Origin of the sequence: Lentzea sp. NPDC020367, from assembly GCF_044387305.1 — a bacterium.
Classification (GTDB): Bacteria; Actinomycetota; Actinomycetes; order Mycobacteriales; family Pseudonocardiaceae; genus Lentzea.
Genome location: NZ_JBIRVV010000009.1, coordinates 1 through 24939, shown reverse-complemented (window position 1 = coordinate 24939; position 24939 = coordinate 1). Strand labels below are relative to the sequence as shown.

At 69.2% G+C, this 24939-nt stretch carries 29 protein-coding genes; 19 read left to right on the top strand and 10 right to left on the bottom strand.

Annotated features, from left to right (window positions below):
- Positions 1-13: 13 nt before the first annotated feature.
- The 4 genes from ACH413_RS32475 to ACH413_RS32460 all read left to right on the top strand — a co-directional run bounded on the left by ACH413_RS32475 (position 14) and on the right by ACH413_RS32460 (position 4753).
- A complete protein-coding gene (locus ACH413_RS32475) occupies positions 14-895 on the top strand; it encodes a hypothetical protein (RefSeq protein ID WP_360046677.1) in 882 nt (293 codons plus the stop codon).
- Complete coding sequence (locus ACH413_RS32470; protein ID WP_360046676.1) at positions 892-1341, top strand: ABA4-like family protein; 450 nt, start codon at positions 892-894, stop codon at positions 1339-1341. Before ACH413_RS32475 ends, ACH413_RS32470 begins: the two co-directional genes overlap by 4 nt.
- Positions 1342-1433: 92 nt before the next feature.
- Positions 1434-2648, top strand: coding sequence for a thiolase family protein (locus ACH413_RS32465; RefSeq protein WP_360046675.1), 1215 nt, complete (start codon positions 1434-1436; stop codon positions 2646-2648).
- Positions 2645-4753 carry a 3-hydroxyacyl-CoA dehydrogenase NAD-binding domain-containing protein gene (locus ACH413_RS32460; RefSeq protein WP_360046674.1) on the top strand — a complete coding sequence of 703 codons (2109 nt, stop codon included), beginning with the start codon at positions 2645-2647 and terminating at the stop codon, positions 4751-4753. The genes ACH413_RS32465 and ACH413_RS32460 overlap by 4 nt, the downstream gene beginning before the upstream one ends.
- 46 nt (positions 4754-4799) lie before the next feature.
- On the opposite strand, the gene ACH413_RS32455 is transcribed toward ACH413_RS32460, so the two are convergent.
- A complete protein-coding gene (locus ACH413_RS32455) occupies positions 4800-5117 on the bottom strand; it encodes a hypothetical protein (RefSeq protein ID WP_360046673.1) in 318 nt (105 codons plus the stop codon).
- 59 nt (positions 5118-5176) lie between these two features.
- Here ACH413_RS32455 and ACH413_RS32450 point away from each other — a divergent pair, with 59 nt between their 5' ends.
- Positions 5177-5680, top strand: coding sequence for an HAD domain-containing protein (locus tag ACH413_RS32450; protein WP_360046672.1), 504 nt, complete (start codon positions 5177-5179; stop codon positions 5678-5680).
- Between the two features lie 21 nt (positions 5681-5701).
- On the opposite strand, the gene ACH413_RS32445 is transcribed toward ACH413_RS32450, so the two are convergent.
- From ACH413_RS32445 to ACH413_RS32430, 4 genes are read right to left on the bottom strand one after another with little or no spacing between them, the layout of a single operon-like run.
- Positions 5702-6109 (bottom strand): type II toxin-antitoxin system VapC family toxin, encoded by a 408-nt coding sequence (locus ACH413_RS32445; RefSeq protein WP_245822608.1) that lies wholly within the window; start codon positions 6107-6109, stop codon positions 5702-5704.
- On the bottom strand, positions 6097-6384 hold the full coding sequence (locus ACH413_RS32440; RefSeq protein ID WP_360046671.1) for a type II toxin-antitoxin system prevent-host-death family antitoxin: 288 nt from the start codon (positions 6382-6384) through the stop codon (positions 6097-6099). The genes ACH413_RS32445 and ACH413_RS32440 overlap by 13 nt, the downstream gene beginning before the upstream one ends.
- Before the next feature lie 52 nt (positions 6385-6436).
- Complete coding sequence (locus ACH413_RS32435; RefSeq protein WP_360046670.1) at positions 6437-7741, bottom strand: FAD-dependent monooxygenase; 1305 nt, start codon at positions 7739-7741, stop codon at positions 6437-6439.
- Positions 7738-8298 (bottom strand): PadR family transcriptional regulator, encoded by a 561-nt coding sequence (locus ACH413_RS32430; RefSeq protein ID WP_360046669.1) that lies wholly within the window; start codon positions 8296-8298, stop codon positions 7738-7740. Before ACH413_RS32430 ends, ACH413_RS32435 begins: the two co-directional genes overlap by 4 nt.
- A gap of 88 nt (positions 8299-8386) precedes the next feature.
- On the opposite strand from ACH413_RS32430, the gene ACH413_RS32425 reads away from it, so the two are divergent.
- The gene (locus tag ACH413_RS32425) at positions 8387-10087 is read left to right on the top strand and encodes a cellulase family glycosylhydrolase (RefSeq protein ID WP_360046668.1); all 1701 of its coding nucleotides are present in this window, start codon (positions 8387-8389) and stop codon (positions 10085-10087) included.
- Here the strand turns inward: ACH413_RS32425 and ACH413_RS32420 are convergent.
- A complete protein-coding gene (locus tag ACH413_RS32420; RefSeq protein ID WP_360046667.1) occupies positions 10042-10776 on the bottom strand; it encodes an arylamine N-acetyltransferase in 735 nt (244 codons plus the stop codon). The genes ACH413_RS32425 and ACH413_RS32420 overlap by 46 nt on opposite strands.
- A 17-nt stretch (positions 10777-10793) precedes the next feature.
- Between ACH413_RS32420 and ACH413_RS32415 the strand changes: the two genes are divergently transcribed.
- The 6 genes from ACH413_RS32415 to ACH413_RS32390 all read left to right on the top strand — a co-directional run bounded on the left by ACH413_RS32415 (position 10794) and on the right by ACH413_RS32390 (position 18376).
- Positions 10794-11603 carry a DUF72 domain-containing protein gene (locus tag ACH413_RS32415; RefSeq protein ID WP_360046666.1) on the top strand — a complete coding sequence of 270 codons (810 nt, stop codon included), beginning with the start codon at positions 10794-10796 and terminating at the stop codon, positions 11601-11603.
- Positions 11604-11642: 39 nt separating this feature from the next.
- Positions 11643-11999 carry a peptidase inhibitor family I36 protein gene (locus ACH413_RS32410; protein ID WP_360046665.1) on the top strand — a complete coding sequence of 119 codons (357 nt, stop codon included), beginning with the start codon at positions 11643-11645 and terminating at the stop codon, positions 11997-11999.
- Between the two features lie 155 nt (positions 12000-12154).
- Positions 12155-14521: an AAA family ATPase gene (locus tag ACH413_RS32405; RefSeq protein WP_360046664.1), complete on the top strand. Its 2367-nt coding sequence runs from the start codon at positions 12155-12157 to the stop codon at positions 14519-14521.
- Complete coding sequence (locus ACH413_RS32400; RefSeq protein ID WP_360046663.1) at positions 14518-14904, top strand: hypothetical protein; 387 nt, start codon at positions 14518-14520, stop codon at positions 14902-14904. The genes ACH413_RS32405 and ACH413_RS32400 overlap by 4 nt, the downstream gene beginning before the upstream one ends.
- A gap of 8 nt (positions 14905-14912) precedes the next feature.
- On the top strand, positions 14913-15749 hold the full coding sequence (locus tag ACH413_RS32395) for a metallophosphoesterase (RefSeq protein ID WP_360046662.1): 837 nt from the start codon (positions 14913-14915) through the stop codon (positions 15747-15749).
- Positions 15746-18376: an AAA family ATPase gene (locus ACH413_RS32390; protein WP_360046661.1), complete on the top strand. Its 2631-nt coding sequence runs from the start codon at positions 15746-15748 to the stop codon at positions 18374-18376. The genes ACH413_RS32395 and ACH413_RS32390 overlap by 4 nt, the downstream gene beginning before the upstream one ends.
- On the opposite strand, the gene ACH413_RS32385 is transcribed toward ACH413_RS32390, so the two are convergent.
- The gene (locus ACH413_RS32385) at positions 18357-18695 is read right to left on the bottom strand and encodes a hypothetical protein (protein WP_360046660.1); all 339 of its coding nucleotides are present in this window, start codon (positions 18693-18695) and stop codon (positions 18357-18359) included. The two genes, ACH413_RS32390 and ACH413_RS32385, sit on opposite strands and share 20 nt — an antisense overlap.
- A 9-nt stretch (positions 18696-18704) precedes the next feature.
- Positions 18705-18884, bottom strand: a complete 180-nt coding sequence (locus ACH413_RS32380; protein ID WP_360046659.1) for a hypothetical protein — start codon at positions 18882-18884, stop codon at positions 18705-18707.
- 48 nt (positions 18885-18932) lie between these two features.
- Between ACH413_RS32380 and ACH413_RS32375 the strand changes: the two genes are divergently transcribed.
- From ACH413_RS32375 to ACH413_RS32355, 5 genes are all read left to right on the top strand, one after another.
- Positions 18933-19565, top strand: coding sequence for a hypothetical protein (locus ACH413_RS32375; protein ID WP_360046658.1), 633 nt, complete (start codon positions 18933-18935; stop codon positions 19563-19565).
- Between the two features lie 158 nt (positions 19566-19723).
- Positions 19724-20335 (top strand): hypothetical protein, encoded by a 612-nt coding sequence (locus ACH413_RS32370; RefSeq protein ID WP_360046657.1) that lies wholly within the window; start codon positions 19724-19726, stop codon positions 20333-20335.
- Positions 20336-20369: 34 nt separating this feature from the next.
- Positions 20370-20678, top strand: a complete 309-nt coding sequence (locus ACH413_RS32365) for a hypothetical protein (RefSeq protein WP_360046656.1) — start codon at positions 20370-20372, stop codon at positions 20676-20678.
- 115 nt (positions 20679-20793) lie between these two features.
- Positions 20794-21693: an XRE family transcriptional regulator gene (locus ACH413_RS32360; protein ID WP_360046655.1), complete on the top strand. Its 900-nt coding sequence runs from the start codon at positions 20794-20796 to the stop codon at positions 21691-21693.
- 125 nt (positions 21694-21818) lie between these two features.
- Positions 21819-22736, top strand: coding sequence for a hypothetical protein (locus ACH413_RS32355; protein ID WP_360046654.1), 918 nt, complete (start codon positions 21819-21821; stop codon positions 22734-22736).
- Here the strand turns inward: ACH413_RS32355 and ACH413_RS32350 are convergent.
- Positions 22709-23524 carry an NAD(P)H-binding protein gene (locus ACH413_RS32350; RefSeq protein ID WP_360046653.1) on the bottom strand — a complete coding sequence of 272 codons (816 nt, stop codon included), beginning with the start codon at positions 23522-23524 and terminating at the stop codon, positions 22709-22711. The genes ACH413_RS32355 and ACH413_RS32350 overlap by 28 nt on opposite strands.
- A gap of 88 nt (positions 23525-23612) precedes the next feature.
- Here ACH413_RS32350 and ACH413_RS32345 point away from each other — a divergent pair, with 88 nt between their 5' ends.
- Complete coding sequence (locus ACH413_RS32345; RefSeq protein WP_360046652.1) at positions 23613-23972, top strand: nucleotide pyrophosphohydrolase; 360 nt, start codon at positions 23613-23615, stop codon at positions 23970-23972.
- Positions 23969-24559 (top strand): hypothetical protein, encoded by a 591-nt coding sequence (locus ACH413_RS32340; RefSeq protein ID WP_360046651.1) that lies wholly within the window; start codon positions 23969-23971, stop codon positions 24557-24559. Before ACH413_RS32345 ends, ACH413_RS32340 begins: the two co-directional genes overlap by 4 nt.
- On the opposite strand, the gene ACH413_RS32335 is transcribed toward ACH413_RS32340, so the two are convergent.
- Positions 24556-24720 carry a hypothetical protein gene (locus tag ACH413_RS32335; protein WP_360046650.1) on the bottom strand — a complete coding sequence of 55 codons (165 nt, stop codon included), beginning with the start codon at positions 24718-24720 and terminating at the stop codon, positions 24556-24558. The genes ACH413_RS32340 and ACH413_RS32335 overlap by 4 nt on opposite strands.
- Between the last annotated feature and the right edge of the window lie 219 nt (positions 24721-24939).

Here is a 24939-nt window from a genome sequence, read left to right as displayed (position 1 = left end):
AGGGGGTATAGAGATGCTTCGCACGTGGCACCGGCCGTTAGTGGTCTTCGGCGGACTGATGGTCGTGCTGATCCCGATCGCGCTCCTCGGGCTGCTGATCGACGACCGGACGCTGGTCAACTCGCCGATCTGGCTCAAGCCGCTCAAGTTCGCCGTGTCGCTGGCGATCTACGCGTTCACGCTGGCGTGGCTGCTCACGTACCTGAAGAGGTTCCAGCGCGTCGGCTGGTGGGCGGGCACGATCCTGGCGACGGCCGGCGCGCTGGAGATGGTCGTGATCGTCGGCCAGGTCGTGCGCGGCAAGCGCAGTCACTTCAACTTCGAGACGCCGCTCGACACGGCGCTGTTCTCGATCATGGGCTCCACGATCGTCGTGCTGTGGGTGACGCACGCGATCGTCGCCGTGCTGCTGTGGCGCACGAAGATCGAGAACGAGGCTCTGTCGTGGTCGATCCGGCTCGGGCTGCTCATCTCGTTCCTGGGCCTCGGCGTCGGGTTCCTCATGACGCAGCCGAAGCCCGGCCAGGCCCTCGACGGCGGCACTCTCGGCGCGCACACGGTCGGCGCGCCCGACGGCGGCGCCTACATGGCGATCACCGGGTGGAGCACCGAGCACGGCGACCTGCGGGTCGGGCACTTCGTGGGCATGCACGCGCTGCAGGTGCTGCCGGTGCTCATCGCGCTGCTCGGCGACCGCGCCAACGCGAAGCTCGCCTGGGTCGCGAGCGGATCGTTCCTGGGGATCTTCCTGCTCGTGACCTGGCAGGCGCTGCGCGGCCAGTCCCTGGTCCAGCCCGACAGCACGACCCTGCTCGCGCTGGCCGGAATCATCGTCGCGACCGCACTCGGTGTGGTGTGGGCGCGCGCACCGAAGAAGGAGCTCGTGAACGCATGACCGCCACCCTGTTCGAACTGACGTTCCTGGTAGCAGCGCCGTTCTGGGCGCTCATGATCTTCGCGCCGAAGTGGTCGTGGACGAAGAGGATCGCCGAGTCGTACCTGATCGTGCTGCCGCCGGCCTTGATCTACATCGTGTTGCTGGTCCCGGAGTTGACCACGGTGCTGCCACTGGTCACCCGGCCCGAGCTCGGCCCGCTGGCGGAGTACCTGGCCACCCCCGCCGGCACCGCACTGGTGTGGGCGCACATGCTCGCGTGGGACCTGTTCGTCGGACGCTGGATGTACCTCGAGGGGCGCCGGCTGAACGTCCCTCCGCTGGTCATGGCACCCGTTCTGGTGATCACGATCCTGGTGGCCCCGGTCGGGTTGCCGCTGTTCCTGATCGTGCGCAAGGTGTGTGACACAACGAACAGGGGCACCGCAGTGGTTACTCACCAGTAACTAGGGTTAGAGTTGGCGTTACCGACCGGTAGGGATGTCGCGCAGTCCCGCCGGTAGTGGACAGAGTTGTCACCACAAGTGGAGGAGACGCCGTGGCCGCACCAGCAGCGCCGGCACGCGTTCGGAACGTGGTCTTCGTCGACGGCGTCCGCACGCCGTTCGGCAAGGCCGGCCCCAAGGGGATTTTCGCCGAGACACGTGCAGACGACCTCATCGTGAAGGTCATCCGTGAGCTGCTGCGCAGGCACCCCGAGCTGCCGCCGGAGCGCGTCGACGAGGTCGCGATCGCGGCCACGACGCAGATCGGCGACCAGGGCCTGACGCTCGGCCGCACCGCCGCACTGCTCGCGGGCCTGCCGAAGTCGGTGCCCGGTTACTCGATCGACCGCATGTGCGCGGGCGCGATGACCGCCGTGACCACGGCCGCGAGCGGCATCGCGTTCGGCGCCTACGACATCGCCATCGCGGGCGGTGTCGAGCACATGGGCCGACACCCGATGGGTGAGGGCGTCGACCCGAACCCGCGCTTCCTGTCGGACCGGATCGTCGACACCAGCGCGCTCGTGATGGGCCAGACCGCGGAGAACCTGCACGACCGGTTCCCGCACATCACCAAGGACCGCACCGACGCCTACGCGGCCGCTTCCCAGGCCAAGTACGCCGACGCGCTCAAGAACGGCAAGATCGGGCCGGAGCTCGTGCCCGTCGCGACCCGCTCCGCGGAGAACGGCTGGGGCCTCGCGACGGCCGACGAGCCGCCGCGTCCGGGCACCACGGTCGAGGACCTGGGCAAGCTCAAGACGCCGTTCCGCCCGCACGGCCGGATCACCGCGGGCAACGCGGCCGGCCTGAACGACGGCGCGACCGGCTGCATCCTCGCCGAGGAGGAGACCGCGCGCGAGCTCGGCCTGCCCGTCGGCATGCGGATGGTCGGCTACTCGTTCCTGGGTGTCGAGCCCGAGGTCATGGGCATCGGCCCGGTTCCCGCCACCGAGAAGGCTCTCCAGCGCGCCGGTCTGTCCATTGAGGACATCGGCCTGTTCGAGGTCAACGAGGCGTTCGCGATCCAGGTGCTCGCGTTCCTCGACCACTTCGGCATCGCCGACGACGACGCCCGCGTGAACCAGTGGGGCGGCGCGATCGCGACCGGCCACCCGCTGGCGTCCAGCGGCGTGCGTCTGATGACGCAGCTGTCGCGTCAGTTCGCCGAGCGTCCGGACGTGCGCTACGGCCTCACCACCATGTGCATCGGCATCGGCATGGGCGGGACCGTCATCTGGGAGAACCCGAACTGGAGTGGCAAGTGACCATCACCGCTGAGGAAGCAAAGGCGATCTTCCCCGACGAGGTCGTCACCCACGCCAAGACGCGTCTGATCAGCGTGCCCGGCCTGGACAAGCCGGTCGCGTTCATCACGATCGACAACGGCCTGGACCACACCCGTCCGTCGACGTTCGGCCCGCAGTCGCTGGTGTCGCTCGGCGCGGCGTTCGACGAGGCCTACGCGGCTTCTCCGGCCGCCATCGCCGTCACCGGCAAGCCGTTCATCTTCGCCGTGGGCGCGGACCTGACGGCCGTGGAGCAGGCGACGGACCGTTCGCAGGGCGTCACGATCGGCAAGCTGGGCCACGAGGTCTTCAAGAAGTTCACCGACTCGGACATCCCGACCTTCGCCTTCGTCAACGGCGCGGTCATGGGCGGTGGCCTGGAGCTCGCGCTGTCGTGCCACTACCGCACGCTGGCGTCGAACGCGGCCGCGATCGCGCTGCCCGAGGTGTTCCTGGGCCTGTTCCCGGGCTGGGGCGGCACGCAGTTGCTGCCGAACCTGATCGGCGCCAACGACGCCGTGACGGTGATCTTCGAGAACGCGTTGAACCAGAACAAGATGCTCAAGCCGAAGGACGCGCTGGGCCTGGGCATCGCGGACGTGCTGTTCGACTCCGCCGACTACCTGGAGCAGTCGCTGCTCTGGCTGTCCGGCGTCGTGCGCGGCGAGATCACGGTGCCGCGCAAGGAGATCGACCGCGGTGAGGCGTGGGACGCCGCCGTCGCGCGGGCCAAGGGCATCGTGCACGGCAAGACCAAGGGTGCGGCGCCCGGCGCGTTGAAGGCGCTGGAGCTGCTGGAGCTGGCGCGCGAGAACGACCTCGAGAAGGGCTACGCCGCCGAGACCGAGGGCCTCGCGGACCTCGTCATGAGCGACGAGCTGCGCGCGGGCCTGTACTCGTTCAACCTGGTGCAGAAGCGCGCGAAGCGGCCGGCCGGCGCGCCGGACAAGTCGTTGGCGCGCAAGGTCACCAAGGTCGGTGTCGTCGGCGCGGGCCTGATGGCCTCGCAGATGGCGCTGCTGTTCATCCGCCGCCTGCACGTGCCGGTCGTGCTGACCGACATCGACCAGACGCGCGTGGACAAGGGCGTCGGCTACGTCCACAGCGAGATCGACAAGCTGGCGGGCAAGAAGCGGATCTCGCCGGACGAGGCGAACCGCCTCAAGGCGCTGGTCTCCGGCTCGCTCGACAAGAGCGCGTTCTCCGACGCCGACTTCGTGATCGAGGCCGTGTTCGAGGATCTCGCCGTCAAGCAGCAGGTGTTCGCCGAGGTCGAGGAGCACGTCTCCGCCGAGGCGATCCTGGCCACGAACACGTCGTCGCTGTCCATCACGGACATGGCGTCGAAGCTCAAGCACCCCGAGCGGGTCGTGGGCTTCCACTTCTTCAACCCGGTCGCGGTCATGCCGCTGCTGGAGATCGTGCGCGCCGAGCAGACCGACGACGCCACTCTGGCGACGGCGTTCTCGATCGGCAAGCAGCTCAAGAAGTCCTCGGTGCTCGTGAAGGACGCGCCCGCGTTCGTCGTGAACCGCCTGCTGACCCGCTTCATGGGCGAGGTCATCAAGTCGGTCGACGAGGGCACGTCGTTCGAGGTCGCCGACAAGGCCACCGAGCCGCTGGGCCTGCCGATGTCGCCGATGATCCTGCTGCAGCTGGTCGGTTCCGCCGTCGCGCTGCACGTGTCGGAGACGATGCACGGCGCGTTCCCGGACCGCTTCTCGGTGTCGGAGAACATGAAGAAGTTCGTCGCCGCCGGCAAGGGCGCTGTCTGGCAGTGGGACGCGCAGGGCAAGCAGACCGTCGACCCCGAGGTCCAGGCCCTGTGGGAGTTCGGCTCCTCACCGCTGACCGGTGACGAGGTGAAGTCCCGCGCGCTGGAGGCGCTGGCCGAGGAGATCCGGATCATGCTCGACGAGGGCGTGGTCGCGGAGGCACAGGACATCGACCTGTGCATGCTCCTGGGCGCCGGGTGGCCGTTCTGGCTGGGCGGCATCACGCCGTACCTGGACCGCACCGGCATCTCGGAGAAGGTCACGGGCAAGCGTTTCCTGGCACCGGGCGTGGCTTCCGTGCCTGCCTAGTGTGTGGTGGTGCTGAAGCCCCGGCTCTCTCGACGGAGCCGGGGCTTCACTCCGTTTCGGGCACGTACTGCTCCGCGCTGCCGTCCTCGCGGATGAAGTAGGCGTCGATGTTCGTCGCGCGCAACGTCACCTCGGAGCCCGCCACCAGGTCCCGGTAACGCAGCAGGTCCGGCAGGCCGATGGCGACGACCTCGAACGGGTTCTTCTGGCGCAGCATCAACGATCTGCGCAGTGCCTCGCTGAACGCCCAGCGGGGTGAATCGTCGTCGTGGGGAACCTCTACCAGCGCGCCTTCGAGCTGACGTTCCAGCGCGGCCCGCACGTGGTCCGCCGTGCCCCACGTCGCGATGTCCGTGACAGTCATGTGTCACGTATCGGGATGAATCGCCGGATCATTAGCCGTTCGGATGTTTCGATCAGGTCATGTTCTCGCGTCCTGCGATCCTCCTGGACGTCGACGGCCCGCTGAACCCGTTCATGGCGAAGCCGACCCGACGCCCCGCCGGCTACACCACGCATCGAATCCGTCCGTACGGTTTCTTCCGGCCTCTGCGCGTGTGGCTGGACCCGTCACACGGCCCGTGGCTGCTCTCGCTCGCCGCGGCCGCCGACGCGGATCTGGTGTGGGCGACGACGTGGGAGCACGAGGCGAACGAGTTCATCGGGCCGCGCATCGGACTGCCCGAGCTGGAGTGGATCGACTTCGGCGGGCGCGGCGCGGACCACCAGGACGGCCACCACGGCAAGGTTCCCGCGATCACCGAGTGGGCGGGGACGCGTCCGCTCGCGTGGCTGGACGACGACTTCCAGGCACGCGACCAGGAGTGGGCGTCGAGCAGGCCGGACACGCTGCTGGTGCCGGTCGACCCGCGCAAGGGGATCGGCGTGGATCACCTGGAACGGGTGCGGGCGTTCCTCGCCGGTTGAACGCGAACCGGCGGCATCCGGTCAGACCTGACGGATCGGCACGACCTCGACGAGCCGTTCGACGTCCTTGAAGTCCTTGACGTTCATCGTCAGCACCGGCAGGCCCGCGACCGCCGCCGTGGCCGCGATCTGCAGGTCCATCCGCCGCGGCCGCGGACTGCGGCCCGCCCGGCGCACCAGCGAGGCCATCTGGCCGTAGACCTTGGCCTCCTCGACGCCGAACGGCAGCACCTCGAACGTCTGCAGCGCCGCGTAGTACCGCTCCGTGCGGGCGAACCGCTCGACCGGGTCCTCGGTGTCGAGCCCGAACGCCAGCTCCGCGATCGTGACGGCGCTCAGGAACGGCCGGGCGTTCAGGTACTCGCCCAGGTTCGCCCGCTCCAGCCTGATCAGCACGCAGGTGTCGAGCAGACAGCTCAGCTCTGCCACGGGTCTGCCAGCGGGTCGTCGGTGCCGAACACCTCGTCGGCGGCTCGCCGGTCGGCCTCCCAGCGGTCCGCGTCGACGGACGGCAGGGTGCCGAACAGCACCTGCACCTCGCCCAGCGAAGGCTTCGAGACGACCTCCGCGCGATAGGGCGAGAGCTGGGCGACGGGCTTGTTGTTGCGGGTGACGACGAAGCTCTCACCCGCCTCGACGCGCCGCATGATCTCCGCGTTGTCGTTGCGGAGCTCACGCTGGCCGATGGCTTTGAGCTGCTGCATGCCACCACTGTAGCTCAACCCATCAATAAGTGCTACAGATCTGCTACAGCGATCACGGCCCGGTCCACGTCCGCAGCGCGGCGGGGAGCGTGTCCGGGTCGGCGATCCAGGCGACGTGCCCGTCCGGCCTGATCAGCACGCCGCCGAGGTCGTCGAGGTCGTCGAGCAGCACCGGCTGGCCGGGACGCAGCAACTCCGCGACGGTGGTGGACCTGCCGCCGACCTCCACCGCGAGGTTCGGCGCCAGACGCCCGAGCAGCGGGTGGTCTCCCGGTATACGGGGGTCATACCGCGTGTCGACGCCGGTGACGAGCTCGGCGAGGTACTTGCCCGCCACCCCGCTCAGTTCCGTTAGAAGCTCTCGCACCGGCGAGAGGTCCTCGCGTCCCAGCAACGACTGCGCGCGCGTCGTCCGCACCACGCGCGCCCCCACCGGATGCCGTTCGTCGTGGTAGGTCTGCAGCAGGCCGTCCGGCGCCCGGCCGGAGACGGTCGCGGCGAGCTTCCAGCCGAGGTTCATCGCGTCGGCCAGCGCCACGTTCACCCCGACCGCCCCGGCGGGCGGATGAACGTGCGCGGAGTCACCGGCCAGGATCACCCGCCCCCGCACGTAGCTCTCCGCCTGCCGGGCCGCGTCGGAGAACCTGCTGAGCCACAACGGCCTCCCCAGCGGCACCACCCGGCCCAGGCGCGCGTTCAGCAGTTCCTGGACGTACCCGAGCTCGACCGGACCGGAGCGCGGCTCCGGCTCGTCCAGCACGATCCGCACGTACCCCGGACGGGGCAGCACGAACACCTCACCGGTCGCCAGCGCGTCGAAGTCGGCCTCGACGTCCGCGATCAACCCGTGCGAAGTCGCGTCCACGCCGGGAAAGGCGATCCCGGCGCGCTTGCGCACCACGCTGCGACTGCCGTCGCATCCGACCAGATACGAGACACGCCAACGCTCATCACCAACGACGACGTCGACACCGTCAGGATCCTGCGAGAAGTCAACGACCTCACGCCCCCACTGGACACGCACGCCGAGTTCGGCGAGCCACTCCTCCAGCAGCTCCTCGACGCGGTTCTGCGCGATGCCGAGCGCGTACGGGTGATCGGTGTCCATCACGGAGAAGTCGAGGCCCATCCCCGGCAGGAACATCCCGTACGGCACAACGGGTCCCTCCGCGAGGAACCGCTCGGCGAGCCCGCGCCGGTCGAGCAGCTCCAGGCTGCGCGCGGACAACGTGAAGCCACGCGGATGCGGAAACCGCCGAGGCGCCGCGTCCACCACGGCCACCTCGACACCGGCCAGCGCGAGCTCGGCCGCCACCATCAACCCCGCCGGACCCGCGCCGGCGACCAGAACCGTCATCGCTCCCCCTCGGGCCACGCGAGCCGCCCGGACTCGACGTCGCCGACGATCTCCTCGACCCACTCGAGCTCGGCCTCCGCCAGGCGGACCGCGTACTCGACCTCCACCACGAACAGCCGCGGCACCTGCTCCAACGCGGCTCGGTGGGACCCGCGCATCTCCTCCAGCGACGCCCGCAACCGCTCCGCCCTCTCCCGCAACGCCTCCGCCGCGCCGGAAGGCCCGAGCGCGCCGAGGTAGCTGACGGCGGACAGGAACTTCGGGAACTCGGCCTGCGGTTCGCGCACCAGCCGGTCGACCCAGCGGGTGAACTCCTCCCGCCCCGCCGCGGTGAGCCCGTAGATCGTCCGTTCCGGCCGGGCACCGACCTTCACCGTCTCGCGCGCCTCGATCCAGCCCTCACGCATGAGCGCGCGCACCACGTCGTAGAGCGAACCTGTCGTGACTTTGAAAGACCTGTCCATGCCGCGTTCGCGCAACGTGGCCGCCATCGCGTGTGGGTGCAAAGGCGACTCCAGCAGCAATCCCAGCACCGCCATACCCAGCGGGTTCTTCATCACTCGGCTCCGATCGCTCGGTTCCGAGTATTTGATGCGGCACCCCGGTTGTCAACTAGCCTGTTCAGATATGAGAACGATTCGCGTCTTGGCTCCCCTGCTCCTGGCCGCGAGTCTCGTGGCTCCCGTGCAAGCGCACGCGGAGGAGGCGGCCTGGACGGGCCCCCTCAGCACCCGAGGCCGGTGGATCGTCGACGCACACGGCGACCGCTTCAAGCTCAAGTCCGGCAACTGGCACGGTGCCAGCGGCACCTACAACGGTTCCGGCGACATCAACGACCCCGCCAACCACCACTCCGGCGAGAAGGCCGACCAGGTCCCGCTCGGGCTCGACCGCGCGACCATGGCCACGATCATCAGTGGCTTCAAGGAGATCGGCGTCAACAGCATCCGGCTGCCGTTCTCCAACCAGATGATCAAGGACACCAACCCCGTCAACGGCCTGAAAGACGCGCAGCTCAACGGAAAGCGGCCACTCGAGGTCTACGACGCGGTCGTGGCCGAGCTGACCCGCAACAACCTCGCCGTCATCCTCAACAACCACACGACGACGTCGCGCTGGTGTTGCGGCGTCGACGGCAACGAGCGGTGGAACACCAGCCAGAGCACCGACCAGTGGATCAACGACTGGGCGTTCATGACGGACCGCTACAAGGCGAACAAGCGGGTCGTCGGCGCCGACCTCTACAACGAGGTGCGCCGCAACGTCTGGGACGACCCGAACTGGGGCTGGGGCAACGACCACGACTGGCACAAGGCCTCGCAGCAGGCCGCGGACCGCATCCAGCAGACCGCACCGGACCTGCTGGTCGTCGTCGAGGGCATCAACTGGACCGGAATCCCCGTCGACGGCTTCGCGCACGGCCGCCCGACCCTGGAGCCGGCGCGCTTCCTCAGCCACACGCTCGCCAACCCCGACAAGCTCGTCTACTCCGCCCACTTCTACGGCTACACGGGCCCGAACCACAGCGGCGCCTCGGGAATCGGTGAGACGAGCGACCCGCGCTACCAGGACCTCTCGCCGCAGGAGCACATCAACGTCCTGCAACGCCAGGCCTTCTTCATCACCGAGGCGCAGAAGCACTTCACCGCGCCGCTGTGGATCAGCGAGTTCGGCGTCGGCGGCCGCGACGAGCACAACCCCGTGGCGCGCGACTGGTTCGAGCGGTTCGTGAACCAGCTGATCGCGAACGACACCGACTTCGCGTACTGGCCGCTCGTCGGTTTCCACACCAACCGGGGCGGCAACGGTTGGGCGTTGCTGCACTGGGACGCCGCCGGAAACCGCATGGGCGTCAACGACGGCGACGACTGGCGGGCCGGCGCGTGGAACCGCCTCGTCAACGCCTCCAGCCGCACCGGGCAGATCCCGCGCGAGACCCGCTGGAACCAGCTCATCAAGGAATCGTGCCCGCAGAACGAGAAGCTCGTCGGCATCAGCCACACCGGCAACCGCGGCCTGTGCGTCAGCGGTCCACAGTGGAGCAACACGACCAGGGTCACCAACGAGCAGCACGTGACCAACGACTGGGCGTCCGGGTACACGAAGCTCCAGTGCCCGAACGGGAACGCGGCCGTCGGCTATGCGAACTTCACGCTGGTCTGCGCGCCAGTCGCGCAGGGAACCTCCACCCGCGTCATCTGGTTCGACCGGGGCGACAACCGGCCGGACCAGGGCGGCGACTGGGCCAACGGGCACTACAAGGGCCAGTGCGCGCAGGACGAGCACATCGCCGGTGTCGCCTACAACTGGCGCAGGACGCCGGACGCGTTGCTCTGCCGGAAGTAGATTCCGAAGTAGTCCTGGAAAGCGGCCGCAGGATCCTCGACGTCGGTCGAGGTCTTGTGGCCGTTCTCCGTCAGCACGATCTTCTTGTCCGTCACGGTGATCCGCCCGACCGGCAACGCGCGGGTCGCCATCGGCCCCTTGCGGAAGTGCGACTCCGGCGAGGTCTGCTGCCACCAGCAGGTCGGCACGAACTCCGCCAGCTCACGAGGCCTGCGCTCCAGCCGATAGGCCGGCGAGCCATCGTGGAACACATCAACGTCGTCGCCGTTGTCCGCCAGCCGGAACACGCCGCCCGGGTCCTTCTGGTCCTCCCGCGACGTCCACGACAGCGGGTGCAGCGAGAACGCCCCGAACCCGACGTCCACCAGCCAGGCACCGTCCACGAGCAACGCCATGTGGTCGAACGGCGGCCCGAGCCGTTGCCCCTCGCCGTACACGCGCGCCGCGAGCAGGTCGACCTCATGTCCCAAGTCTCGCAACAACTCCGCGAACATCCCGTTGAGCTCGTAGCAGAACCCGCCACGGCGCTGCACCACGATCTTCTCGTACAGCCACGGGATCTCCAGCACGATCCGGGTGTCCATGTGGGTGTGGAGGTTCTCGAACGGAACGGTCAGCAGATGCCGTTCGTGCAGCTCTGCCAGCGACGACGTGCGTGAGGCACCGATGCGCTGAAGGTATTCGTCCACCGTGTCACGATAACCGCATGGGCGAGGTCAGGATCGGCACTTCGGGGTGGGTCTACCCGCCCTGGCGCGGCGTGTTCTACCCCAAGGGCGTCACGCAGAAGCGCGAGCTGGCCTACCTCAGCGAGCAGCTCAGCTCGGTCGAGATCAACGGCTCCTTCTACTCGCTGCAACGCCCGTCCAGCTACCAGAAGTGGGCCGCCGAGACACCCGACGACTTCGTGTTCGCCGTCAAGGGCAGCCGTTTCATCACCCACATGAAGCGCCTCAAGGACGGCCACGAGCTCCTCGCGAACTACCTGGCGTCCGGGGTGCTCGCGCTGGGCCCGAAGCTCGGCCCGATCCTCTGGCAGCTCCCACCGACGCTCCAGTTCGACGCGGACCTGCTCACCGCCTTCTTCGAGGGCCTCCCCCGCACCACCACCGAGGCCGCCGAGATCGCGAAACGGCACGACCACCGCGTCGACCCCGCGCACACCACCACGGACGCCGAACGGCCGATGCGCCACGCCCTCGAAGTCCGCCACGACAGCTACCAGACGCCGGAGTTCGTCGACCTGCTCCGGCGCCACGACATCGCGCTGGTGGTCGCGGACGCCGCCGGCAAGTACCCGTTCATCGAAGAGGTGACGAGCGACTTCGTCTACGTGCGGCTGCACGGCCACGACGAGCTCTACGTCAGCGGCTACACCGACGAGGGCCTCGACCTGTGGGCCGGGAAGGTCAGGGCGTGGCGCGAGCACGGTGACGTGTTCGTCTACTTCGACAACGACGCGAAGGCCTACGCCCCACGTGACGCGAAGGCGCTCCAAGATCGTCTAGCCGATTGATCCGAACGGACGCACACTCGTCGCAACGGAGGTGCGTCCATGTCGTCGAAGAGCCTCATCGCCGCCCTGGTGATCACTGCGGGCGCGGTTGCCTCCAGTGGGATCGCTGTTGCGCAGAGTGACAAGACCTGCGACAAGGGCGAGTTCTGCGTGTGGGCGGGGCCGGACTACACGGGGGCCGTGCAGCGCCTCGACCTGGAGACGGCGAACCCGAACGAGTGCATCACGCTGACCGTCGTCGGCAGGTCCTTCGCAAACCGTCTGAGCAGGGACGCGAGCGTGTACCAGCGGGAGAACTGCTCGACCGAGGCCGAGTTCACCACCTACCCGAGACACGGCACCTACGTGCCGGACGCGTACTTCGTGATCAGGGGCCTTCAGGTGTGGGGGCCATAACGACGACGACCTACTTTAGTCACCCTATGTAACACCACTCGATCGTGTGAGTACTCACCAGTAGCTCCACTTTCGTGCCTAAGTTGCCGCCCTATCGAGTGGTGGCAGCTGGAGGAAATGTGACCGTGGCGGGTGAAGCCGGGTTACTCGAACTGATGGCCGGGCGACTGGCCAAAGACGATCTCACCCCACGAGCGGCAGAACTGGTGCTGGCGGCGTGCCGGGGCGAGGAGGCGCTGGACCGCGCTCTCGCCGGCGTGCCCGATCAGGAGGGCGCCCCGCGGGAGCAGACGGACGGACCCGGTCACGGGATCTACCTGTCGGAGATCCGGGTGCGCGGTTTCCGGGGCATCGGTCCCCAGGCACGCCTGCCGCTCGCACCAGGTCCCGGGCTGACCGTCGTCACCGGCCGCAACGGCTCGGGCAAGTCGAGCTTCGCCGAGGCCGCCGAACTGGCGCTGACCGGCTACAACGCCCGCTGGACCCGTGCGCGGCACGACGTGTGGCTGCAGGGCTGGCGCAACCTGCACCGCCCGGACACCGCCGTCGAACTGGACCTCGTCCAGGCCGCGCGGCCTGGCAGGACGACGATCCGAAGGCGCTGGGCGCCGGACGAGGACCCGGCGCAGGGCGAGTGGACGCAGGACGACGAGCCGTTCGACGACCGCAGGTGGCACGACGCACTGGAGACCTACCGGCCGTTTCTGCCCTACAGCGAACTGGGGACCGTTCTCGACGCACAGCCAGAGGACCTCTACGAGGCGATGCACCGCCTTCTGGGTCTGGAGGCGATCACCGAGGCGCAGCAGTCGCTCGCCGAGCACCGCAAGCGGCTCGCGGAGATCGTCGCCCGCCCCTACGACCGACGGGAACGAGTGCGCGCCGAACTGGCGGCCTCCGCGGACGAACGCGCCCGCCGTGCCGCCGAACTGCTCGGCAGCGACTCCCCCGACCTCGACGCGATCGCGGACCTCGCGCTCAGGGCCGACGTCGGCAGCGGAACGAGCCTGCTGCACCAGATCGTGGACATCTCGCTGCCGCCGGAGGACGAGATCGAGCGGGTGCGCGAGACGCTCGACCTGGCGCTCGGCGCGGTGACCGCGGTGGCGACCGCCAACGCGCAGGACTCGTTGCGCAGCAGCGAGATCCTGCGGCTCGCGATCCAGCTGCAGGAGTCCGGCGGCACCGAGTCGTGCCCGGTGTGCGACCTCGGCCGGCTCGACAAGCTGTGGCTCGGCAAGGCCAAGCAACGCGCCGAGCACCTCGCCAAGGCCGCCGCGGACCTGCACGAGGCAGCGGACCGGCTGGACGTCGCGGTGGCGGCCACCCGCGCGTTGTGCCAGCCGGTGCCGGACGTGCTGGTCGAGGCGCAGGACATGCTCGACACGACGGCCGTGCTGCACGCGTGGCAGGCGTGGGAGGCGTGCGCCTCGCTCGACGACCCGATGCGGCTGCGCCAGGAGATGTTCGGCCGCTACGCGGAGCTCGCGAAGGCCGTGGAACAGCTGAAGTCCGTGGCACGTGAGCAGATCGACCGGCGCGACCTGGTGTGGCGGCCGATGGCGATCGCGTTGTTCGAGTGGCATTCCCAGGCCCAGCAGGCACTGGAGGACGCCGAGGGGCTCGCCGACGTGACGGAGGCGGAGAACTGGATCCGCAAGACCGCGGCCACCCTGCGCTCCGAGCGCATCGCGCCGTTCGCCAAGGAGTCGCAGCGGATCTGGCAGCGGTTGCGCCAGCAGAGCAACGTCGACCTGGGCGCGGTGCGCATGGGCGGTACCCGCAACGTCGAGCTGGACGTGTCGGTCGACGGTGCCTCCAACTCGGCGCTGGCGGTGATGAGCCAGGGAGAGCTGCACTCGCTGGGGCTGGCGCTGTTCCTGCCGCGCGCGATGGTGGACGAGAGCCCGTTCCGGTTCGTGATGATCGACGACCCCGTGCAGGCGATGGACGCGTCCAAAGTGGACGGTCTGGCGCAGGTGCTCGCGGACGTCGGGCTCACCCGCCAGGTCGTGGTCTTCACGCACGACGAACGACTGGTGGAGGCGTTGCGGCGGTTGCGGCTCAGCGGCACCGTCTGGGAGGTCTGCCGCAGCGAGGGATCCGTTGTGCAGGTGCGGATGTCCGACGACGCCGTCGGCCGGTGCCTGAACGACGCCCGCGCGATGCGCACCGATTTGGATCTGCCGGAGACGTTGCGGGCCGAACTGGTGGCGTCGTGCTGCCGGACGGCGTTGGAAGAGGCGTCGCACGCGAGGTTCCGGCGCGAACGGCTCGGGCGCGGAATGCCGCACGCCGAGGTCGAACGCGTGCTGGAGTGCGCGTTGACGACCAGGCAGAAGCTCGCACTGGCCGTGCTCGACGACTTCGCCGAACCGGCGAAGCTGTTGCCGCATCTGGAGGACGTGGTCGGATCATGGGCGGTCGATCTGCTGCAAGCGTGCCGAGTCGGCGGGGAGAGCGGGGATCTGGACGTGCTGATCCGCGACACCGAACTGCTAGCGGGATGGCTGCAGCGGTGAACCTCCCTTCGGACGTGCAGGACCGGCTGACGTGCGTCGCGAACCTGCTGGCACGCCCGGAGCAGCTCGACGGCGTGCGAATCCGTTGCTGTGCCGAACTGTTGCGCACGGCGGTGGAACGCTCGGTGGCGCGTGCCTGCGGCGCCGAGAACACCGACCAGCCGGTGCACGCGCTGCTGGTCAGCCTTCCGTTCCACGCAGACCCTGATGTGGCGCACGACGCCTCCCAGCTGTGGCACGCGCTGAGCCGCGCGATCCGGCACCACGGCTACGAGCTCACCCCCACCGTCGCGGAACTGGTCGGCTGGCACGCCGACACCGAGGCCGTGAGCGAGGCGCTCGGGCTGCCCCTGACCCTGTCCGGCACCATCGAACTGACCTGAAGGCACCGGTGAAACTGCTGCTGTTCGCGGACCTGCACCTGGACACGCGCTTTCCCAGCGCGGGCCCGGAGCGGCGTCAAGCCCTGCGTGACACCCTGGGCCACATCGTCGATCTCGCCCAGGAGACCGGTGCCGACGCGATGCTCTGCGCCGGCGACCTGTACGAGCACGATCGCTGTTCCCCTTCCACCGCCGCGTTCCTGCGATCGGCGTTCGACTGCTCGCTGCCGGTGTTCCTGGCGCCGGGCAACGACGACTGGTACGGGCCGCAGTCGGTCTACCAGCAGGTGGACTGGACGCCGAACGTGCACGTGTTCTCGTCGGAGTCGCTGACCCCGGTGGAACTCACCGACGGCGTCACGCTGTGGGGCACCGCGCACGTCGGACCCGGCCCCGCGCGGGACGTCCTCGACGGCTTCGCGGTGAACCGCGGCGGCGTGAACCTGGCGCTGTGCCACGGTTCCACGCCCGGCGACGTCGCGATCACCGGGCTGGACCACGCGTTCCTCGGACACGTGCACACGCCCGAGCACGCCGCCGACTACACGTTCCCCGGCAACCCGGATCCGCTGACGCCGGGCGAGACCGGTGAGCGCGGGGCCGTTCTGTGCACGGTGCGCGAGGACGGTTCGGTGTCGCGCGAGGTGTTCGACGTGTCGGCGTCGCGGTCGCTCGGCTGGCTGGACGCCGAGCGGACGTTCCCGTTGCTGGACTTCGACACCGTCGCCGCGGAACGGACCGTGCGCGGCCAGTTCGTGCGCGACGTGCTCGCGGATCCTTCTTTGGACATGACGCTGCGCGGCCGCGTGCTGTCGACCGGCCTGCGGGCGTTGGAGGAACGATGAGGATCGAGTCCGTCACCGCGCACGCGTTCGGACCCCTGCACGATCGCACGCTGCCGTTGGCGCCCGGTCTGACCGTGGTGTCGGGCGTGAACGAGTCCGCGAAGTCGTCCTGGCACGCCGCCATCCGCGCGGCTCTCTGCGGTGAACCGTCGGCGCGGCACCGTCCGTGGACCGGCGAGTCCTGGCGGGTGGCGGCGATGGTGTCGCTGGAGTCCGGTGAAGTCGTCGCGGTGGACCGTGATCTGAACGACGACGCGTCCCCGGACGTCTCGCTCCGGCTCGGCCTCGATCGCACGTCGTTCACCGCCACCGCGTGCGTGGACCAGGCACAGCTGCTCACCGTGCTGGACGCGGCGAACGGCCTGCAGGACCACCTGCGGCGCGCGGCGGCCACCGCGGGCACGGACGGCACGGTGGAGCAGGCGTTGCAACGGCTGACCGCGCCCGTCGACGCGTTGCGCGACGCGCGTAACCGCTTGCGGGAGACCGAAACCGACCTGACCGTGGCGCGCCGGGAGCACGACCGTTATCTGGAACTGAGCACGCGGGCCCGTTCGGCCGCTGCCGCTCGTGCTCGCCTGGCCGTTCAGGAACACGCGGCGTCGCTCGACGCGCTTTCTGCCCGGGTGGCGCGGCTCAGCGAGTTGCAGGAGCGCTTCGGCGACTCGCCGCCGTCCGGACTGGCCGCGCAGGAGGAGCTGACCCAGGTGGTGAACCGCGCGCTGGCCGCGTGGCGTGCCGCGCCGAACCCGCGCGCGCTGACGGGCCCGTCCGCGTCGGCGCTGGAGGCCGAACTCCGGGCCCTGCCGGACTTCCCGGTCGGCGAGACCGCGCTGGACGACGAACTTCGCGTCGTGGCCTCGGCCTACGCGACCGCGTCCGCCGTCGCCGCGGCGCACGACGAACGCCGGCCGTCACCGCGGACGACCGCCGCACCGTCCGTGCTGCGCGGCCTCGCGACGCGCCTGGACCCGGCCGCTGGTGCCCGCCTGACCACCGCGTCGATCGACGTCGACACCGCCCGCCAGTTCCAGGACGAGGCCGCCGCCAACGCGGCCCGCACCCAGGTCGAAGCGGACGTGGCGGCGACCCGGGTGCAGGAGATCGCGGTGCCGAACCCGTTCCTGCGCAACGCTTTGCTGGCCCTGAGCTGTCTCACCAGCCTGGTGGGCGTGCTGCTCTTCCTGACCGGCCAGCAACTCGCCGCGATCGGCGTCCTCGTCGCCGCGCTGGTGGCGGGCGTCGGCGGCGCGATGTCCCGCGGCAACGCGGCCCAGCGCGAGATCGCCATCGCCTTCGCCGCGGAACGCGCGACCACCGCCAACCAGACACGAAGCCTGCTGTTCGCCGCGGACCGCGCCCTGGCCGAGGCCGAGGGCCAGCGAGCCGTGGCCGTGGAAGCCGCACGCGTCCACGACTCGGCCGTCGCCGAGTGCGCGTCGCTGGGCGTGCCCGCGGACCGCGAAACGTTGTGGCGCCTGGCGAACCTCCCCGCCTGGGAGGCCGAGCACGCAGACCTGGTGTCCGAGGTGGCCCGCACCGAGAAGGCGATCCGGGTGGAACTCGCCGCGCGCGGCAAGGTGGACGCCGCGATGCCCGTGCCGGACCTGCTGGTGGACTACGAGACCGACTGCAAGGTGCGCGCCCGCCAGGCGTTGATGGCGGCCCACCGCCCCCAGCTGACCCAAACCCTCGCGGACCGCCGCCAGGCCGAGGCCACCGTCGCCGAGGCCACCGCCGCCCACACCCGAGCCCTCGGGCTGCTGCGCGAAGCCGTGACCGCGATCGGCCGCACCGGCGAACGCCCGGAGGACCTGCTGCGCGCGATCGCCGAGTGGCAACGCGGCTGGGACGACCTCCTGCGCGAGGCCGAGGACGAACGCAAGGCGTGGGCCGAACTCCAGTCGCTGCTGGCCTCGGGAACCCTGGACGACCTCGAAACCACCCTCTCCGCGGCCCAGACCCACCACGCCACGCTCCTCGAAGCGGCCCTCCGCTACGCGGCCTGCGACCCGGTGGACCCGTCCCTGGCCACGTCCGCGGACTCGCTGGCGGCCACCGTCACGGAGATGGCCCGCTCACTGCCGAGCGTCCCGGAGGCCGAGGAGGCCGTCCAGGTCGCCGCGGCCGCCCTGACGGAGGTGACCGCCGAGGTCGAAGCCATCGACCTGGCCTCCCGCTACCTGACCGCGGCCCGCGAGAAGGTGCACAGCACCATCGCCCCGGCCCTCGAAGACGCGCTCCGAACCTGGCTGCCCACGGTGACCGACGGCCGCTACGTCGACGCCGCCGTGGACCCGTCAACCCTGACCGTGCGCGTGTGCGCGGCCTCCGAGTCGTGGCACCAGGCAGCACACCTGTCCCTCGGCACCGCCGAACAGATCTACCTGCTGCTGCGCGTAGCCCTCGCCCAACACCTCGCCTCCGAGCCGTGCCCGCTACTGCTGGACGACGTCACCGTGCAGGCCGACGACGCCCGCACCCGCGCCGTGCTCGACCTGCTGCTGCAGCTGTCCGCGGACCGGCAGATCGTGCTGTTCGCGCAGGAGGCCTCGGTCGTGGAGTGGGCGCAGGAGCGGCTGGGTGAGCGGGACGTGCTGCACCAGCTCACGCCGGTGGCGGCCTGACCAGGAGAAAGGCCGCTCGAGCGGTGTCCCGGGCGACTTCGCCCGGGACACCGCTTCTTCCTGCCTCGGCCGGGCCCACGGACACGAGTTCGACGATCCGGTCAGCGACGTCTTCCGGGGCCTCGTGCTCCCACACGCGGACGACGCACCAGCCTGCGGACGTGAGCTGCGCATCGGTGTCCCGATCGCGAACGACCACCCCGTGCAGCTTCACCCTCCACCACTCGCGGTTCGCCTTCGGCAGATGACCATGCTCCGGGCACGAGTGCCAGAAGCAGCCGTCGACGAACAACGCGATCCGCGCCTCTCGCAGCAGCACGTCGACACGTCAACGACGGTTGGTGCCAGGCGGGGCGACGTCGACGAGGTAGCGCAGCCCCCGGCGGTGCAGCGCTCGCCGGACCGCCAGTTCCGGCGCGGTGCCGACGCGGCGAGTGCGGCGCATGACCTTCGACGTGGCCTCGGACGTGGCGGGCGGAGCCGGACCCGCGTCGACGTAGCGGTACATGACCAGCAGTTTCCCGGAAATGTCAGACCCCGGCGCTACCGTCGGTCCATGACCAACGCCGCCTTCCGCAAGCTCACCCCCACCACCGGCGAGAAGCTCGCCGACCTGGGCCTGCGCCTCGCGATCCTGGACCGCGCGATCGCCGCGGGTATCGACGCGCGCGCCGCCTCGCCGCCGTTCGGGCCGACCAACGCGCCAGGGCTGCTCGACTGGATCCATCGGGTGGGCACGCTGCGCCAGCTCCTCGCGGCCGAGGGGTGGGAGCGGCTCGACCACTGGAACGCGGGCCTGATCCGGCACCCGTCGCGGCCGATCCTGCTCGGCACGTTGCAGGGCAATCGCGGTACGGGGTCGCCGGAAGCGCCGTTGCGCAGTGACTACGCGAAAGGGCCCGCCATCGCGGCGATGATGCGGGACAACGACCATGACCAGTTCGCGCTGTTCGAGAACATGCGCAGCGAGGGGCTGAAGTTGTGGTTCCTGGTGACGTACCCGCTGCAGCTGGAGGATCGGCTCGTGGTGTTGCGCGAGGTGTCGCAGCCGGAGCCGACGCCGCAGAACCAGATCATCGAGCGGTGGGCGCACCGGATCCCGTTGCCGCCGATGGAGTTCCCGCAGCGCAAAACGCCCAATGTGGATGGTCCGGAGGAGGTGGACTTCCCCATCGCGCTCCGGCGCTGACGTGAAGAGCATGGTGATCGACGCATCCTGCTGCCGGCGACGATCACCAGGACAACCAAGCCCTGCGTGCCTGTAGCTGTGGTAAAGGCCCCACGGCCCGCAGGAGAGCATGTTCGTCGAGCCGAACCGGGCACTGGTCGGGTATCGCAGCCAGCGCGGTGACCGCGCCGATCTTGGGTGTCTTGCGGTCGCTACCCGAGACTCTGCTGCCCGACCTGCGGCTGATCACGCGACTCCAGGTCAGTCTGGAAATTCAGGTCGTGGTCGACTTCGCGGTCCAGGGGCCCATGACGACAACCCAGTCGTCGAGGTCACGGGGCTGTCCACACCCGATGTCTGGGCGCTGCTCAAGCACCTCATCGAACGCGGTTTTGGGCAATCGAGTTCGCCCCGAACGCCCTTTCTCCGAACAACAGGCCGACCGACACACCCCCTGTTACGTTCAGAGATCAAGTGATCACAAGGGGTGGCATGCGGCGTGGGCCAGCCTGGGAAGGGATGCGCGCTCGATCCGGCTGAGTTCGACCACCCGCAGGAAGTGGTGGCGCGGGCACCTGGCACCGAACACGACGTACGAAGGTGCGGAACCGTGGCTCACCGCCGAGGCGCTCGACTTCAGCATGGCTGACCTGGTGCAGGAGCTCGACAACGCCTTGCAGCTCAAGCAACGCGTCACTGACGCCCCTGAGCCGGCAGCAGTGGAGCAACGAGCGACCACACGCCGTCCTGATGACGACGAGTGGTTCGAGAACCGGAGTCATCTGCACTGACATGTCGAAAACTCGTTCTTCCCCTCGGGCTGTCGTGGTCGCCACTGCGTTCGTGTTCGCCACGTTCGTCGCACTGGCCTTCACCGGCATCGCTCAGATCATCTCGCTCCGCGGGTGGTGTGAGGACGACGCGGTCAAGCAGATCCGCGCAGGTACTGGCTTCACATCGGAGTTGCAGCTCGACAGCACGCCGGCTGTGTTGTGCCGCAGTGGTTCGGCGGCACTTGAACTGCCGATCAGCCCATCAGTGGCGACCGTCGTGTTCGCTGCGATCGGTGCGGCGATCAGCATGTTCGTCCTCGTCCGTGCCGCCCGGGACGTGCGTGCGTCCCGCGCAGCCTGACGGGATCAACGCTCCGGACCCCGCCACGGCAGGATCGGCGGTTCGTCACGGGACCCGCACGACCGGCAGGGCCCGCGTGGCATCGCGATCATCCAAGGGCGACAATGGCCGGATCATGCTCACGCCCTCGCGACTCACGCTCGCCCGCACCCGGCGCGGACTCACCGCGGCCGAGTTGGCGCGGAAGTCGGGCGTGCCGGCGCGGGCCATCGGCGAGTACGAGCGCGGGCTGCGCAGGCCCAAACCCGCCGCGGTCGAGTCGCTGGCCGGGGCGCTCGGTTTTCCTGCCGAGTTCCTGACCGCGCCGGAGCCGCCGCGGCCGCAGAACGCGCCGCTCGACGCTCAGGCGACGGCGGCGGCGCAGCTCGCGATCGAGTTCAACGGCTGGCTGGAGCGGCTGTTCGTGCTTCCCCAGCCCTCCCTGCCGCCGCCGCGGACCTCGCCGCAGGGCACGCGGGACGCGTGGCGGCTCGCCACCGGGCCGGCGCCGAACATGGTTCAGCTGCTGGAGTCCCACGGTGTGCGGGTGTTCTCGTTGCCGGTCGACTGCGTCGCGCAGGAGGCTTTCTCCTGCTGGCACAACGGGACTCCGTTCGTGTTCCTCACGCCGACGGCGACGCCGGAGCAGGCGCGGTTCGACGCGGCCGTCCAGCTCGCGGTGCTGCTCGGCCACGACGAGCCGCACGAGTTCGCCGCCGAGTTCCTGATGCCCCAGCGGCAACTGCCCGGCACCGACCACCGGCACTGGCACGTGGGCAGGGACCAGTTCACGAAATGGGCGAACGTCCACAGCCTCGTGCCGGGCGGCATGACGCGCCGCGAAACCTCGAAGCTGCTCACCAAGGTGTTCAAGGTCCTCCGCGAGAACGGCACGCCGCCGTTGCACGTCGCCAAGGAACTGCACCTCGGCCTCGAAGAACTCAACGGACTGGTGTTCGGGCTCGTGCTGACCGCGTTGCCGGGTGGCGGAGAACCGGGGCCGCGAGGACGCGCGCGCCTCACCCTGGTCCACTGATCAAATCTGGTCACGGGCTGGAGTCTCCAGTTCGTCGTACTAGGCCAAATGAGCGAACTGTGAAACGCATCGTCCGGCATCCCCGACACTGAGAGTGACGGGAAGCCGAGTCGTGAGGATGCCCCATGACGATGCAGCAACGCACAGAACCTTCGCCTGCCGCCGTTTTGATCGCCGTTGCCGTGCTCGCGCTGGTTCTGACCGTTGCTTTCGGCCCCCTGGGCTTCGTCATCGGTCTCGCGCTGTTCGCGTTGATGTTCATCGGCACCAAGCACAGCTCGGCCGAGCAGATCGCCCCGACGCGCACCCGCTCACGCCTGCGCCGGCTGTCCACGGCCGGGCGGGTGGCGATCGTCGGCGAGGCGCACCACCAGGACGCCATCGCCGAGGCCGCGCGGCACTCCACGCTCGACCTCAACGACGACAACTCCGTCCCGGCGACCGCGGTGCTGGTGCCGGAGTCCGCCAGCCGGCACGACCGCGCGGCGGTGCGGGTCGACCTGCTGCGCGGCGACGGCACCGCGATCACCGCCGGCTATCTGCGCACCGAGCAGGCCGTCGAGTACCAGCCGCTCCTGCTCGAACTGGCCGAGCGCGGCGAGGTCGGCTCGTGCCCGGCCCGCATCATCGGTGGCGGCCGGCCCTACGGCGTGCACCTGCATCTCGGCGTGCCGCGGCTGCTGCTGCTCGATCACGAGGCACTCGGCACGGCACCGACGCTGCCTGCTGAACACCAGGTCGCCGTGGTGGGCGAGAGAGCCCATCAGCACGTGCTGCACCGCGTCGTGAACGGCCGCACTCCCGTCCACGTGATCGCCGAACTCCGCGACTGCCGAATCGCTAGAGGCTCTCACACCGGTGAACACACCCTTGAGGTGCTGCTCGAAGGCGAGAGCATCGGCCAGCTCACGTATGCGATGGGTCTTCGCTACTGCGACATGGCGCAGGAGTGGCGCGCCCGCACGGGGCGCGCGCTCTGCGAAGCCGTCATCACCAACGAAGGCACGCGCGGTCTTCAGGCGAACTTGCTGCTGCCCAGGTAGTCGGCGAACGTCCGCGGCGCACGGCCGAGAACCCGCTGCACGCCGTCGGACAGGTGCGCCTCTTCTCCCGTGCGGATGCGCACGAGCAGCATCGTGACGAGGTCGGCGATCTCGTCCGGGTAGCCGAGCGCGCGCAAGCCGGCAGCGAACTCGTCCGGCTCGATCTCGTTGTACAGCACGGGTTCGCCCGTCACCGCGACGATCCGCGCCAGCATCTCGGCGAACGACAACGCCTCTGGCCCGCTCAGGTCGTAGGTCTGCCCGTGGTGACCGGGCTCGGTCAGCGCGACGACAGCGACCTCGGCGATGTCTGCGACGTCGATGAACGGGTGGATGCCCTGACCGGCGGGAACAGCGAGCTCACCGTGCCGCACGGGCTCGGCGAACATGTCCTCGTCGAAGTTCTGCATGAACCAGGTGGGCCGCAGGATCGTCCACTCGGCACCCGAGTCCTTGATGGCCGCCTCGAACGGGTCGTCCCCGGGAGCGCCGCGCATCGACAGCAGCACGAGCCGGGTGACGCCCGCCTTCACCGCGACGGTCACGAACTCCGCGAGCTGCGAGGGGTTGTCCGGCGGCACGACGTAGACAGCGGTGGTGCCGGCGACCGCGGGTTCCCAGGTGTCCGGGGCTGACCAGTCGAAGGTCGTCCCACCCAGGACCGACGCCGCGGAGCGCGACGCCGGCCGGGCGGCGGGGCCGAGAAGGGCGGTGACGCGGCGGCCGGTCTTGCCGGTGGCGCCGAGCACGAGGATGGACGAGGTGTTGATTGCGCTCGATGTTGACATGACTAGAGCCAATCAACATTGACGCGGACGATCCATGCTTGAAAGGCCGCCATCCTTGCTCGTTCGTCCACGTGGTACTTAGTGGAGCATGAGTCAGCGTGATCTCGTGGACCTGAGGGACGCCCTGCGCGCGTTCGCCGCCGCCCGCGACTGGGACAGCTACCACACGCCCAAGAACCTGGTGATGGCGTTGTCCGGGGAGGTCGGCGAGCTGACCGACCTCTTCCAGTGGCTGACGCCGGAAGAGGCGGAAAACGCGATGAAAGACCCCGATCTCGCCTGGAACGTCCGGGACGAGCTCGCTGACGTGATGCACTACCTCACCAGGCTCGCGGACAAGCTCGGCGTCGACCTCGTCGAGGCCGCGTTCGCCAAGATCGAACGCAACGAGCGGCGGTTCCCGACCGGGAGCCTGACGCCTGTGCCTGTCGAGAAGGGGGAGTTGTGACTCTGCAGAACGTGCACGCCTTACACGTGCACCAGAAGGTCACGTTCATGGTCAACCGGTACGAGGTCTTCGTCGACGACAACGGTCAACCGGGTCAGCTGGTCGGCTTCGCCGAGCAGAAGAGGCTCAAGATCAAGGAACGGGTCACGATCTACACCGACTCGTCGAAGAGCCGGGTGCTGTTCGAGTTCAACGCCCGCAAGGCGATCGATCTGGGCAGCGGCTACGACGTGACGGACGAGCAGGGCAGGTCGATCGGGTTGTTCCGCAAGGACTTCGCCAAGTCGCTGCTGCGGTCGACCTGGCACCTGGAACAGCCGGGCTGGGGGCAGACGACCGGCGCCGAGCGGAACAAGTGGCTCGCCGGTTTTCGCCGGCTGTGGGGGTGGATCCCGTACATCGGAGACGCGCCGTTCCCCATGCGCTATCACTTCGACTTCACGACGGAGAACGGCGCCTCCGTGTTCAGCGTCGACAAGAAGACCTGGGTTCGTGACCACTACCTGGTCACCGTCCAGGATCCTGGCGTCGATCGCCGGCTGGTCATCGCCCAGGCCGTGGCGCTCGACGCGCTGCAGTCCCGCTAGAGGTACGTGAGCAGGAGGAGGATCAGGCACACCAGCAGCACGACGCCGAGCACTGCGGGCAGGACCGACTGCGATGACGACGCGGGCTCGCGGGCGTGCCTGCCCCGCCTCCTGCGCGCTCGCCACCGCAAAGGTGCCTCCCCTGCCCACTGCTCGTTCATGACGATCACGGTAGGGACCGGGAAGCCGGGCTTGACTCGCATCACCCGCTCGCCGGGGTCTCATCACCCGGACAGCCGCTCAATGAACACGGCACCACTTGCACGAAGGCATGGAAAAGAACGTGAAAAAGCCCTGCGGGGAGCGCTTGTGGCGCTCAACCCGCAGGGCAAATTAAGTTCGGCGGCGACCTACTCTCCCACACCGTAACCAGTGCAGTA